Genomic DNA, 13,214 nt, shown 5'->3' on the forward strand with positions numbered 1-13,214 from the left:
AACCCGCGAGGGAATAACTAGGAAATCTAAGAAGTGATTCTTAGAAGCTCCGCACCTGATAGTCGGAGTAATGTCACCATGGCTTGTTTGCATCTAAAACTTGTTGCAGCTTTGCTGTCGCGCACAAACGATCGCCTTTTTGGCAGACATCTGCAGTTTTGCGAAAGAGGCGATCGCTAAATCACGGAAACCACTGGATAATTATAACTTTCTTTTACCACTAAACCGTCCTTCCAATATCCAATAGAAAGCTGGTTGCTCTTCGTGTCAATTATTTGACCGTCTATTTTAGTTGTAAAGTCATTATACCAATTTGCGATTACTACAAAATCATAATCTTTTTCGGCGGCCACAGCAATGTCTTGACTAATTAATTTTGATTCTCTAAATTCCACCAACATCTCATTGAAAAAATATTCTCTCCCTTGACGGCACGCTTCTTTACCCTCGGTAACAGTTCCGTCACCTTCAATCATCACAATATCTTCGGAGTAATATTTATCTAAAACTGCGGATGTTTGAAAACTAGCGACCAAGTTATTGATATCTGCTAGCTTGAGCTGTAGTTCTTCTAATGTCATAAAAAATTACTTCACGCGATCGATAAATTGGGAGCATCTGAGTTTGGATTTCACTCTCGTTAAGAGTCGGAGAGTTCGTTAGATATGACTGCAGGCACTCAATCGCTTTCCTCGGAATGAAAATATCTGCGTTGCATCTGTGTGTATGTGCCTCACATCTGCGGTTGAATTATCAATCGAAAATTTACGCAAATTTGTAAGGCGTTCCCAAAATGGTATCAAAAATTAGTCCCACAATATTCTGATGTTAGCTGGCGAGTGCGATCGCCAATCGGTCAAATAGTCGATCGCGCTTCTAGTCTTTTTGCAGGGAAACCATCAAATCTATCCCAATCTAAAATCTAAAACTTAAAATCTAAAATTGAGGAACCATCCGCCCGCATCCAACAGTCTCAGCATCCAGTTACCTGCAATTCTGCTACAGTCAGTCATGACATCCCCGTGCATCTTCCAGAGACAAGGGTTCCCAGCCTCAGCGCCGACAGCAGTAAAATCCCATCAGCTTGTCACCTGCAACCCGATCGGCAATAACTTAAAAATTAAGGTAGTTTGAAAATAACCCCCTAAAGTACCCATAGGCCTTGACATCCGACCTACACTCTGTAAATTAGACACTCTAACTGCGCCGCCATCCATATATAAAAAGATGCCATGTCAACTTTAGTCATCGTCGAATCTCCCACCAAAGCCCGTACCATTCGCAACTTCCTGCCCTCCACCTACCGTGTAGAGGCATCAATGGGCCACGTCCGCGACCTCCCATCCTCCGCCGAAGAAATACCAGAAGCCGTTAAAGGAGAAAAATGGGCGCAACTAGGCGTCAACGTGGAAGCAGACTTTGAACCGCTTTACGTCATCCCCAAAGATAAAAAGAAAATTGTTAAAGAACTCAAAGACGCCCTCAAAGACGCCACAGAACTGATTCTAGCCACAGACGAAGACCGAGAAGGCGAAAGCATTTCCTGGCATTTGCTGCAAATCCTCAAACCCAAAGTTCCCATCAAGCGGATGGTATTTCACGAAATCACCCGCGAAGCCATCCGCGACGCCCTCACCCACTGCCGCGATATCGACAATCGAGTTGTACAGGCCCAGGAAACTCGCCGAATTCTCGATAGACTCGTCGGCTACACACTCTCTCCGCTACTGTGGAAGAAAATCGCCTGGGGTTTGTCCGCAGGGCGAGTCCAGTCAGTCGCAGTCAGGCTGTTGGTACGCCGGGAACGGGAACGCCGCGCCTTCCGCCAAGGCAGCTACTGGGATTTGAAAGCCGTTTTGGAAAAGGGCAAAATTTCCTTCGATGCCAAACTCGTCACAGTCGGGAACGTGAAAGTTGCCAACGGCAGCGATTTTGATGAAAATACCGGGCAAATTATCGCAGGCCGCCGCGTACTTTTGCTCAACGAAGACCAAGCCAGGGCTTTACTCTCGCGCATTCAAAACAAACCCTGGACTGTTAGCAATATCGAAGAACGGCCAGTCACCCGCAAACCCTCGCCGCCGTTTACGACCTCGACTTTGCAGCAGGAGGCTAACCGCAAGCTGAGGCTGGGTGCGCGGGAAACTATGCGAATTGCCCAAAGTCTCTACGAACGCGGTTTTATCACCTATATGCGGACGGATTCGGTGCATTTGTCCGAACAGGCGATTACGGCCGCCCGCAGTTGTGTGCAAGAACTTTACGGCAGCGAATATCTCAGCCCCCAACCCCGCAAATACACGACCAAAAGCAAAGGCGCCCAGGAAGCCCACGAAGCTATCCGCCCGGCCGGCAGCACTTTTCGGACTCCGCAGCAAACGGGATTGGATGGCGTGGACTTCCGCCTCTACGATTTGATTTGGAAGCGGACTGTGGCTTCTCAAATGGCCGATTCCCGCCAAACTCACGTCACGCTACAAACTCAGGTAGAAGATGCCGGTTTCCGTTCCAGCGGGAAACGCATTGATTTTCCCGGCTTTTTGCGCGCCTACGTCGAAGGTTCCGACGACCCGGATGCGGCTTTGGAAGACCAAGAGGTGATTTTGCCGGCGCTGAAGGTGGGGGATAAACCTAATTGCAAGGATTTGCAGGCTGTGGGGCACGAAACTCAACCTCCCGCCCGCTATACGGAGGCTTCTCTGGTGAAGATGCTAGAAAGCGAGGGGGTTGGCCGTCCGAGTACCTATGCGAGTATTATCGGTACAATTGTCGATCGGGGATACGCGAAATTAATAGCTAACGCCCTGATTCCGACCTTCACTGCTTTCGCCGTCACTACTTTATTAGAAACACATTTCCCCGATTTAGTAGACACGGGTTTTACTTCCCGCATGGAACAAACCCTCGATGAAATTGCCACCGGTGAGGCGAAATGGCTGCCGTATTTGCAAAAGTTTTATATCGGGGAAATGGGACTTGCTACCCAAGTTAAGGAACAGGAAAGTCAGATTGACGCGAAAGTTGCTCGAACTGTGGTATTGGAGAATATTGCGGCGAAAGTTTGCATCGGCAAATACGGCGCTTACCTGGAAGCTGAAAGCGAAGAGGGCCAGGTGAAAGCATCGATTCCGCAAGATTTGACTCCGGCTGATTTAGACCCGGAAAAAGTGGAGTTTCTGTTAAAGCAAAAGACGGAAGGCCCGGAAAAATTGGGTCTTCACCCGGACACTGGGGAACCGATTTATGTGTTGGTTGGCAATTACGGCCCCTACGTTCAGTTGGGGGATGTTTCGGAAACGAATAAGAAACCGAAGCGTTCTTCTTTACCGAAGGGGACTGATAAGGATAGCGTGACGGTTGATATGGCGGTGAGTTTGTTGACTCTACCTCGCCTGTTGGGCACTCATCCGGATACGGGGGCGAAGGTGCAGGCTAATTTGGGGATGTACGGGCCTTATGTTGTGCACGACCAGGGTAAGGTTGGTAAGGATTATCGATCTATCAAGCCGCCGGATGATGTTTTGACGATCGAGATCGATCGGGCATTAGAGTTATTATCGCAGCCGAAAGCCGTGCGTGGCAGCAAATCAGCGACACCTTTGAAGGAATTGGGCGCGCATCCAGAGTCGGGAGAACCCTTGAATGTTTACGATGGCCGCTACGGCCCTTACGTGAAACACGGGGATATCAATGCTTCTTTGGCTAAGGATGAATCTGTGGAGAATTTCACCTTACAAAGAGCACTGGAATTATTAGCAGCGAAGGAAGCTGCGGGCGGCGGCAAATCTAGCAAGTCGAAGAAGTCTAGTAAGACTGCGGCGAAGTCGGAAACTGCAACTGAGAAGACTGCGGCTAAGAAAACGACTGCTAAGAAGACGACGACTGCGGCTAAGAAAACGACTGCTAAGAAGGCGACGACTGCGACAAAGACGAAGAAAGCAACTAAGTCAAGTTAGTTTAGTTTTCACTCATCGAGAAACCCGGACGGTGTAGGGGCGGTGCCACCGTGCCCGCCCGGGTTTTTTGTTGGTAAAATACTGCAAAAATTTAGGTTTGTAGTAAGGACTTCAGTCCTTAAAATTGGGTTAGAGTGTCGTAGGGCGATCGGAGTTTTTGAACAAAGAGCTGTTTGGGCGATCGCTCCATATTATAATGGAATTTTATCGTAAAAAAACAGGAGTCAATTTCGGGAATATATTGGAAAAATATCCATCAGAAACTTACAGGTTATTGGGTGTAAAGTGCGATCCAGCGATCGGTAAAATTTTGATAATTTTCTAGTTTATAACTTGACAAAACACAAAATATGCGGTATTTTTACTTGTTCGTCCCGCATTTTGGAGTTAACGCTTAGTTAGAGGCCTAAGATATCCGCAGACATTACCGCAAAGTTATTGGTAGTGACCTATTAGGCATAATCATTGGCAGTCGAGGAATTGAACCGTTGTAGTTACGGGTAATACTTTTTGGGGACTTAGGTTAGATATAATGTTGTGACTAGATCGAACCCTCTTCCTATCGCAGTTCCGTAGTGGATAATTTTCTGTCGCAAAACATTCCGTATGATAATCAAACCTAGTTTATTGGGCGTAGAACCCGGTCTATTTGGATTAGAAAAGGGACGCTCTAATCGAGATTTTTCTAAACAGGAAAGTTGGGGAAAGAATAAATTTAACAATGCTTTTCCCGTATCTTTATCTTGCTACATGGCTAGCAAATGCTTGAAGCCAGTCTACTTAATTTTAGATGCAAATGCTCGCATTAAACATGAAAAAATAGATGTTTCTTCTATTTTTGGGTTAAATCCATTTTCATCGGAACTTTTCTTTGCTTTTGAAACCGACTTTACACCCTACAGAACAGTTGTTACGGGTAAAATGCCAAGAACGGATCTAGTAACACTTAACAAAAGTACAGGAACTGCCTGTTTGCACAGCTTAGAAGTCAAGCTCACGGCATTACCTGATAATTCAACTTACAAGTTGGCAGAAAATAAGTACGGCTGTGAAATCGTTGTTAGACCTACTACTCTTGTTTATCTGGCACTAGGAATTGCATACAAATTTAAGCATTCCCCAGAAGTATTACTTAACTATTTAGATCCTAGCTCTGTTCGCAGAGTGTCATCTTGGTGGGATGAAAAAAATATTAGAGGTTACACTTTAGATTTGGTAAGTGATATAGATCGGATTTTAATGTCAGTATTAGGCTTACAAGAACCATTTGTTTTGCAACCAGTTTGGAAAACAATTGGAAGAACAGTGAAACTGCACGAAAATTGTTTGGATGTCTTTGTCTGGAGCGATTTCGCATTCACAAGACTTTTCTTTAATGCAGCAAGGGATGCTTTGATTAAAAAGCAAGAAATAGATCGGTATGCAAGGTCTGTTATTTGGCTGTCAAGAATGCTTCTTGATTTTGCCCTTGAGGGTAGAATTCCTCATGCAGACATTATGAAAGCACTTTCCTACAATGCTCAAACTGATAAGGCATTTGCACTAAACGGTGCTAACACCAATCAATATATGGCTTGTGCAGAACTGACAAGTCCTAGAATTAAAAAAAATGAGATCAGCAATATTGTTCTTGGTGGTGGACAAAACTTTCTCAGTCCTGAAAGACGACTTGATGCTGCTCTTCTCAGCAATCCAGAATTATTTAATTAGAGCCGTGAATATGTTAAAAACCAAAATGGAAACTAAACCAAAAAATCTTACAGTTGTAGATCTTTTTTCAGGCTGTGGTGGGTTGTCACTCGGAATTCAAAACGCTGGTTTTGATGTGATTGCAGGTTTTGACAACTGGGAGTTAGCTATTAATGTTTATCAGCAAAACTTTAAACACCAAGCATTTTTGATTGACCTGAGCAATCTTCAAGGCCAGTTTGACATTATTAAAAGGTTTAATCCAGACATCATAGCTGGAGGCCCACCCTGTCAAGATTTTTCGAGTGCGGGAAAAAGAGATGAAAATCTAGGTAGAGCAGATTTAACTATTTCTTTTGCTGAGATTGTTGCGTTTGTCAAGCCTAGATTTTTTATCATGGAAAATGTAGATAGATTTGTAAGAAGCACGAAATATCAAGAAGCAAAAAAAATATTTCAATCTGCTAACTACGGCCTCAGTGAAAAAATACTTCGGGCTAGTTTATGTGGTGTTCCGCAAAGTAGAAAAAGATTTTTTTGGATCGGTGAACTTGATGGGGAAGATAAAAAAATAGAGCCTTATTTGGAAAAAAATCTGGCAACTGAACCTCTGACTATCAGGCAATATTTTAATAGTATAGGTAAGGCTTTAAATGTCGATCATTATTACAGACATCCGAGAAGTTATCAAAGGCGTGGCGTGTTTAGTGTTGACGAGCCTAGCCCAACAGTTAGAGGAGTTAACAGACCGATTTCCAAGACTTATCAACCTCATCCGGGTGATTCAGCTTTGGTCTCATCAAATGTACGTCCTTTAACTACTATTGAAAGAAGTTATATACAAACTTTTCCCGATAATTTTTTATTTCAAGGTTCTAAAACCGCTCTCGAACAGTTAATTGGTAATGCTGTGCCTGTTAAACTTGCTGAGTATGTCGCTCGTTGTCTTGCTCGGTATATTGAAGATTCTGATGTTAATGTTTCTCTGGAAGAGGTGAGGCTAGAACAAGTGGATAAAAGCTTTATTCAACTGTCTTTAATAGATGTTTAAATGTATAGGATATAGTTCAAATTTTAATTTGGGCATCTAACAATTTAAATGCAGCGGACGGACTAGATATCCTGGTGTCGAGTTCAAGGCGATCTGTTGTTGATTTGAGCTTAGATTAGTAAATTTTTTACTCATACATAAACCGGGTTTATTAAAAAATGCCGAGTTTATTGATTGATAAAACACTAAATTTACTTACCAAAATAGGTTCGAGCGTTAGGATTTCATTGCTTTAAATTATCTTATTTTTTGTCATAAATATCGGGGCGGTTCGATCGCACGCCCCCACATTTGTGAGACATATCAACTCAAACCCTTGTCAAGCCTAGCTTTTGGGCTGGCTTGTCACCAGTCGGCAAAATCAGCCTATTTACTTATTGACAATTGCTCTTCTCTGTTAAATTGTCAGGGATATAACATAAAAGTTAAAAAATGTATCAAAAACAACAGAAAGTACCAAATGTTTTATGTACGGCCCTACAATAGAGAAACGAAACAAGAAAAGAGGCGCGATCGCTATGAGTATCAATGAAGACCTGGATTGGGAAGAAGCATTTGAGTACAGAGCGGGCTTGACAGTGGAGTTGAAGTCCCAGCCAGGGGTTTTGCATACGATCGCTTACTATGAAGTGATGATGGTACCGCCCATCTGGTTAGAAAATGACCCCCGTCCCCGGTATCCTCACGAACTGCTAGTCGTTTCGCAGCAGCCAAGTGTGTCCAATAGTTGCCAAATTTCACAGTGTCCTGTTTTAGTCGCGTCTTAGGTTTTTCAGCGGGAAATATCGGCGATGGCTTTTAGCAAACAATCAAACCGATGCAGTAATTTTCGGATTGACATTGCTTTGCATTACGGTGTGCCGATCGACTTAAGATATAGATGGCGGTGACTGTGCGATCGACTCGAATCAATTTTCCCCTCAGAGTCTCAGCAGTAGATATCGCATCATTCATATTAGCAGTCTGTCTAGCAATACCGTTATTTTGCGTGCAGGGAGGAATACCGCAGCGCTTAGGTTTCAGCTTGTGCAGTTGAAAGAAATCGCGCCGGTTGACAATCAAAACAGCCCGATTTTCAACGATCGCAAATGCGCTAATACATCCTCGATCGAATATTCTAGCGTTTCCTGCTGGTCGAACAGTCACGACATCGGGTTCAAAAGAACGCAGGTTATGCGCGACTTGTCGGGGAAAGTCTTCGCCTGCATAGATACGCGCCATAGATTTATGGGATATTTTTAGGTATATCTAAGATTTCGTCAGCCTCGTCTTGCAGCCTGATTGCTTTCGCAATGTCGTCAGGGTAAGCTTCAGCATAAGCCGAAACATTTACTAAATCAGCAGCACCCAGATGGAGATAGCAATCTACGATATAGCCTTTTTCAAACAGGTGAGGAGTTGAGAAAGGCGATAATTCTGGGACTGTCACAGAGCTTATTTAATTTATGAATGTAAAAAATGAATTGAGCGCGTGCGATCGCCCTCGATCACTTTTTACATTTATTATTTAGATTTATTATTAATATTTCTGACCTCTACCTGAAGCAGAATTTTTCACAACTTGCACGGCACAGCCGGCGACGCACAGTATATATAGCAATCCTAAATCATTTGTGAATTTCTTACTCCCTCCCCTTAATAAGGGGAGGGTTGGGGTGGGGTAAAAAACTTTACGACTCCTGCAAGGATTGCTATAGCGATCGACCCGCAGCCCGCGCCCTACAAAAACTCTTGCATAATTCCTATTTTCTATTGCATAATTCCTTGAGCCCTCGCTAGTTGCCGCCTTTCTTCCGTTAAAATAGCGCGATGTTTAGTAAAATATTAAGATTCATTTAAACTTTGATACAGACAAAAACGATATACAATTCAATTGTTTGTGACAAAAATAGGGAATAAAAATAGCAAATATGATCGATCGCAAAATATGACCGATCGCACTTGCCAAACAACTTCCCAAACAATTTTTTCCAAACAACCAAAACTCAGGAGTCAACAGCCGATGATGCTAGAAACCACCGAGAGCCCCCAATTAAAACCGCTTTCCGACTCAGAAGTTCACAAAATGAACGCCTACTGGCGGGCGGCAAACTACCTATCCGTCGGACAAATCTATCTCCTCGACAATCCCCTACTCAAAGAACAACTCAAACTCGAACACGTCAAACCCAGACTCCTCGGACATTGGGGGACAACTCCAGGCCTCAACTTCATCTACGTTCACCTCAACCGCATCATCAAAGCCCAAGACATCAACGTCATCTACATCGCAGGCCCCGGACACGGCGGCCCCGGCTTGGTGGCCAATACCTATCTCGAAGGCACCTATAGCGAATATTACTCCAACATTTCTGAAGACGAAGAAGGGATGAAACGGCTGTTCAAACAGTTCTCGTTTCCCGGCGGTATCCCCAGCCACGTCGCGCCGGAAACTCCGGGTTCGATTCACGAAGGCGGCGAACTCGGCTACGCCCTCGTCCACGCTTACGGGGCGGCCTTCGACAACCCAGATTTGATTGTGGCGGCTGTTGTCGGCGACGGGGAAGCGGAAACAGGCCCGCTGGCTGCTAGCTGGCATTCTAACAAGTTTCTCAACCCGGTTCGGGACGGGGCCGTGTTGCCGATTTTGCACCTCAACGGCTACAAAATTGCCAATCCGACGGTGTTGGCCCGCATTCCGCAGGAGGAATTGGAAAGTTTGATGGTTGGTTACGGCTACAAACCTTATTGGGTGGAAGGTTCAGACCCGGAAACGATGCACCAGTTGATGGCTGCAACTATGGATGCGGCGATCGGCGAAATTAAGGCGATTCAGGAAAAAGCCCGGACTCAGGGCTATTCGGGCCGCCCGCAGTGGCCGATGATTGTGATGAAGACTCCCAAGGGCTGGACTGGGCCGAAGGAGGTTGACGGGAAGAAAACTGAGGGCTCTTGGCGATCGCACCAAGTCCCGCTAGCAGAAATGGCTTCTAAGCCCGGACACGTCCAACTCCTGGAGGATTGGATGAAAAGCTACAAGCCGGAAGAACTCTTTGACGACAAGGGCCAACTGATTCCAGAATTGGCGGAACTCGCACCCAAGGGCGATCGGCGGATGGGGGCAAATCCCCACGCTAACGGCGGCAAGCTGCTGCGAGACTTGAAAATGCCAATTTTTGCAGACTACGCCGTAGACGTGCAAAAACCAGGGGCTGTGATTGCAGAAGCAACCCGCGTTACCGGCCGTTTCCTGCGGGATGTGATGAAACTCAATCAGGAAAACGCTAATTTCCGAGTTGTCGGGCCCGACGAGACGGCCTCAAATCGCCTCGATCCGGTGTTTGAAGTGACGAGTCGGGAGTGGATGGCCCAAACTTTACCGGAAGATGACCACCTCTTCACCCCCGACGGCCGCGTGATGGAAGTCCTCAGCGAACATCTTTGTCAGGGATGGCTGGAAGGCTATTTGCTAACAGGAAGGCACGGATTTTTCTCTTGCTACGAGGCGTTTATTCACATCATTGATTCGATGTTCAACCAACACGCTAAATGGTTGAAAACTACTCGCGATATTCCTTGGCGCAGACCGATCGCCTCTTTGAATTATTTGCTAACATCTCACGTTTGGCGGCAAGACCACAACGGTTTTTCTCACCAAGATCCGGGTTTTATCGACCACGTAATTAACAAGAAAGCGGAAGTGGTGCGGATTTATTTGCCGCCTGATGCGAACACTTTGCTGTCAGTAACTGACCACTGTCTCCGCAGCCGCAATTACGTTAATGTGATTATTGCAGGGAAGCAGCCGGCTTTGCAGTATTTGGATATGGATGCTGCGATTAAACACTGTACGACTGGCCTCGGTATTTGGGAATGGGCTAGCAACGATCGAGGTGGCGAACCTGATGTGGTGATGGCTTGCGCGGGCGATGTTCCGACGCTGGAAACTTTGGCGGCTGTTGACATTCTGCGCCGAGATTATCCTGAGTTAAAAGTGCGGGTGGTAAATGTGGTGGATTTGATGACGCTGCAGCCTACTAGCGAACATCCGCACGGTTTGTCCGATCGCGATTTTGATGCTTTGTTCACGAAGGATAAGCCTGTGATTTTTGCTTTTCACGGCTATCCTTGGCTGATTCACCGCTTGACTTACCGCCGGACGAATCACTCGAATATTCACGTTCGCGGTTACAAGGAAGAGGGTACGACTACTACGCCGTTTGATATGGTGGTGATGAACGATCTCGATCGCTTCCATTTAGTTGGTGATGTACTCGATCGCGTTCCGAAACTGAGTTCTGTAGCAGCTTACGGCAAACAGGCTATGCGGGACAAGCTGATCGAACACAGGCAGTATATCACCAAATACGGTGACGATATGCCGGAAATCCGCAACTGGAAGTGGTCGCACGGGGGCGCGGTTGCACCGGATGCGCCGCAGGAAACGAAAGATCCGGAGGTGGGAGAACAGGGCGTGCGATCGGGTGCACCTGGATAGGGGCGATCGCTTGTAGATACAAGGGGCGATTTTACCAATAACACGCGATGCAAAAATAAAGTCCTCACAAATTGAGGGCTTTTTTTCTTTTTTCCTAATTAACACTCATCATGTGTAGATTTAAAGCGTGTTTTAAAATTAACACTCATAGTGTGTAGATTTTCAACCGTGACAAGCTTTATATTTTCGGTGTGACAAAAAATATCAAGCTTCAAATATTTGGCAAACAAGTTCGGAAATTGAGAAAAGCAAAGGGGCTAAGCCAAGAAAAGTTAGCTGAACTAGCAGAATTGCATCGAAATTATATTGGTGGCATTGAACGTGGTGAGAGAAATATCGCTCTTCTGAATATTTTGCGTCTAGCTAAAGCTTTAGGAGTATCGCTAAGCGAATTGTTAGAGGGGATAGAGTAAATGAGTTCACCTTATGCGGGACTTGCACCAGAAGCTTGGAAAGTAAAAACACGGGAATTGATAGAGATACATCCACTTAACCCGGATGAAATATATGAAGTAGTAATTCACGTTTGGCGAGAAATATTTGAATCTAATCTAACTAGCGCCAACTACAAAATAGGTGTAGATTTATTTCCCCGCCCCCAAATTATGGGATACTTTTTGCACGAACTAATCCCGTTAGAATTGGCTAGGCGATACCCAGCAATTTGGCGTCGCGAAGAAAATGCGACTGAAAAAGATATTGTCTGTCTTCTAAACGATAGCTTCTCAATCGAAATTAAAACATCTTCAAGTAATCGCAATACCTATGGAAACCGCAGTTATACTCAACTCAGCACTACTGGTATAGAAGGAAAGAAGAGTAAATCAGGCTATTACCTTGTTGTTAATTTCCAGAAATTTAACAAAAACGTTCAAGGTTCACAAAAACCGCAGATTAACTTAGTCAGATTTGGATGGTTAGACCAAGAAGATTGGCAAGGTCAAGCTGCTGCAACCGGTCAGCAAGCGAGATTAAGCCCTGCTGTTGAACGTTATAAATTGCTGCAATTACCAACTTTAGAATAAAGATAATTGTGCTTCTCTGACTTGTTTTTCTCTCAAAAAAATATCAATTCTATTAGCGGCAATATCGCAGTAATCAGCCCTGATTTCAAATCCAATAACTTGTCGCTGCAAACCCAGAGCCACAATTGCTGTAGTCCCGGAACCCATAAACGGATCTAAAACAATTTCGTTTAAATTCGATGAAGACTTGATGATGCGATCTAAAACAGCAACCGGAAATTGAGCGGGGTGAGATGTGCGTTCTTTTGAAGCTCGGTTTTTCCCGGACGTAACTTTTGGGAACTGCCAAACATCCGTCGGATTTTTGCCTTTTAAATTTACTTTAATCTTGCCGTTCTTCTTTTGATTTGGATATTTCACATTTGGGTCGCGTACTTCATCCAAATTAAATATATAATTGTCGGGATTTTTGACATACCAGAGAAACTTTTCGTTGCGTGGCGAAAAAAACTTGCTGCCCGCAACTCCCGCACCGTAATTCCACACAATTTCTTGAATCAGATAAAAAGGTACTTTGTCCCAAAGCAGATAGGAAATCGGAATTGCTTTGGCCCGATAGCGCACAGACAAGTAACCTAAATTCAGCCAAAATGCCCCTCGATCAACCGTTGTCCGGTAAACTTCCGCTATCCACCGCTCGCACCAGTCTAAATACTCATCCAACACCAAGGATTTTTCGTACTCTTTGCCAATATTGTAAGGCGGGCTGGTAACGGTTAAATCTACAAATCGATCTGGCAACAGCTTCATTGCCTCCAAACAATCCATGTTGTAAATTAGACAATTAGGAGCTTGAAAGTAAGGTTTCCCTAAAATCCTCTCAATTTCGATCGAACTCATGAAATGCTGGGACATTCTTTTCTTGACAAAGTGCAATACCTATAGTATATAAGTAAAACAACTAAGATCGATGTCATCTTAGCATAAACCAACCCCGCTCTAAAATTGGTTTATTCAAAATGATCTGTAATGCTTAAAGAAATAGAAATCCAAATTTATGAGGACGGTCGTCCTCA

Annotated in this window: 11 protein-coding genes; 7 read left to right on the top strand and 4 right to left on the bottom strand. The window is 44.7% G+C overall.

Annotated features, from left to right (window positions below; genetic code table 11):
• Window positions 1-176: 176 nt before the first annotated feature.
• On the bottom strand, window positions 177-581 hold the full coding sequence (locus QT998_RS25675) for a hypothetical protein (protein ID WP_333092533.1): 405 nt from the start codon (window positions 579-581) through the stop codon (window positions 177-179).
• A gap of 651 nt (window positions 582-1,232) precedes the next feature.
• Here QT998_RS25675 and topA point away from each other — a divergent pair.
• From topA to QT998_RS25695, 4 genes are all read left to right on the top strand, one after another.
• Window positions 1,233-3,956, top strand: a complete 2,724-nt coding sequence (topA, locus tag QT998_RS25680) for a type I DNA topoisomerase (RefSeq protein ID WP_333092532.1) — start codon at window positions 1,233-1,235, stop codon at window positions 3,954-3,956.
• Window positions 3,957-4,562: 606 nt separating this feature from the next.
• Window positions 4,563-5,666 (top strand): HindVP family restriction endonuclease, encoded by a 1,104-nt coding sequence (locus QT998_RS25685; protein WP_333092531.1) that lies wholly within the window; start codon window positions 4,563-4,565, stop codon window positions 5,664-5,666.
• A gap of 25 nt (window positions 5,667-5,691) precedes the next feature.
• Window positions 5,692-6,696 carry a DNA cytosine methyltransferase gene (locus QT998_RS25690; RefSeq protein ID WP_333092530.1) on the top strand — a complete coding sequence of 335 codons (1,005 nt, stop codon included), beginning with the start codon at window positions 5,692-5,694 and terminating at the stop codon, window positions 6,694-6,696.
• Window positions 6,697-7,163: 467 nt separating this feature from the next.
• Window positions 7,164-7,463, top strand: coding sequence for a hypothetical protein (locus QT998_RS25695; protein ID WP_333092529.1), 300 nt, complete (start codon window positions 7,164-7,166; stop codon window positions 7,461-7,463).
• Between the two features lie 31 nt (window positions 7,464-7,494).
• On the opposite strand, the gene QT998_RS25700 is transcribed toward QT998_RS25695, so the two are convergent.
• Complete coding sequence (locus QT998_RS25700; RefSeq protein WP_333118334.1) at window positions 7,495-7,917, bottom strand: DUF5615 family PIN-like protein; 423 nt, start codon at window positions 7,915-7,917, stop codon at window positions 7,495-7,497.
• Window positions 7,918-7,921: 4 nt separating this feature from the next.
• On the bottom strand, window positions 7,922-8,125 hold the full coding sequence (locus QT998_RS25705) for a hypothetical protein (RefSeq protein WP_333118336.1): 204 nt from the start codon (window positions 8,123-8,125) through the stop codon (window positions 7,922-7,924).
• Between the two features lie 573 nt (window positions 8,126-8,698).
• Here QT998_RS25705 and QT998_RS25710 point away from each other — a divergent pair.
• The 3 genes from QT998_RS25710 (at window position 8,699) to QT998_RS25720 (ending at window position 12,198) form a co-directional block, all read left to right on the top strand.
• Window positions 8,699-11,173, top strand: coding sequence for a phosphoketolase family protein (locus QT998_RS25710; RefSeq protein WP_333118391.1), 2,475 nt, complete (start codon window positions 8,699-8,701; stop codon window positions 11,171-11,173).
• 191 nt (window positions 11,174-11,364) lie between these two features.
• Window positions 11,365-11,586, top strand: a complete 222-nt coding sequence (locus QT998_RS25715) for a helix-turn-helix domain-containing protein (protein ID WP_333092525.1) — start codon at window positions 11,365-11,367, stop codon at window positions 11,584-11,586.
• Window positions 11,587-12,198: a ScaI family restriction endonuclease gene (locus tag QT998_RS25720; RefSeq protein WP_333118338.1), complete on the top strand. Its 612-nt coding sequence runs from the start codon at window positions 11,587-11,589 to the stop codon at window positions 12,196-12,198.
• Here QT998_RS25720 and QT998_RS25725 read toward each other — a convergent pair.
• Window positions 12,190-13,053: a DNA-methyltransferase gene (locus QT998_RS25725; RefSeq protein WP_333118341.1), complete on the bottom strand. Its 864-nt coding sequence runs from the start codon at window positions 13,051-13,053 to the stop codon at window positions 12,190-12,192. The genes QT998_RS25720 and QT998_RS25725 overlap by 9 nt on opposite strands.
• Window positions 13,054-13,214 lie beyond the last annotated feature (161 nt).

This window comes from Microcoleus sp. S1D4 (assembly GCF_036700765.1).
Taxonomy (GTDB): Bacteria; Cyanobacteriota; Cyanobacteriia; order Cyanobacteriales; family Microcoleaceae; genus Microcoleus.

What these genes read in the sequence shown, in the direction of transcription:
- QT998_RS25675 (WP_333092533.1), bottom strand. Translation starts at nt 581, where the DNA reads ATGACATTAGAAGAACTACAGCTCAAGCTAGCAGATATCAATAACTTG.
- topA (WP_333092532.1), top strand. Translation starts at nt 1,233, where the DNA reads ATGTCAACTTTAGTCATCGTCGAATCTCCCACCAAAGCCCGTACCATT.
- QT998_RS25685 (WP_333092531.1), top strand. Translation starts at nt 4,563, where the DNA reads ATGATAATCAAACCTAGTTTATTGGGCGTAGAACCCGGTCTATTTGGA.
- QT998_RS25690 (WP_333092530.1), top strand. Translation starts at nt 5,692, where the DNA reads ATGGAAACTAAACCAAAAAATCTTACAGTTGTAGATCTTTTTTCAGGC.
- QT998_RS25695 (WP_333092529.1), top strand. Translation starts at nt 7,164, where the DNA reads ATGTACGGCCCTACAATAGAGAAACGAAACAAGAAAAGAGGCGCGATC.
- QT998_RS25700 (WP_333118334.1), bottom strand. Translation starts at nt 7,917, where the DNA reads ATGGCGCGTATCTATGCAGGCGAAGACTTTCCCCGACAAGTCGCGCAT.
- QT998_RS25710 (WP_333118391.1), top strand. Translation starts at nt 8,699, where the DNA reads ATGATGCTAGAAACCACCGAGAGCCCCCAATTAAAACCGCTTTCCGAC.
- QT998_RS25720 (WP_333118338.1), top strand. Translation starts at nt 11,587, where the DNA reads ATGAGTTCACCTTATGCGGGACTTGCACCAGAAGCTTGGAAAGTAAAA.
- QT998_RS25725 (WP_333118341.1), bottom strand. Translation starts at nt 13,053, where the DNA reads ATGTCCCAGCATTTCATGAGTTCGATCGAAATTGAGAGGATTTTAGGG.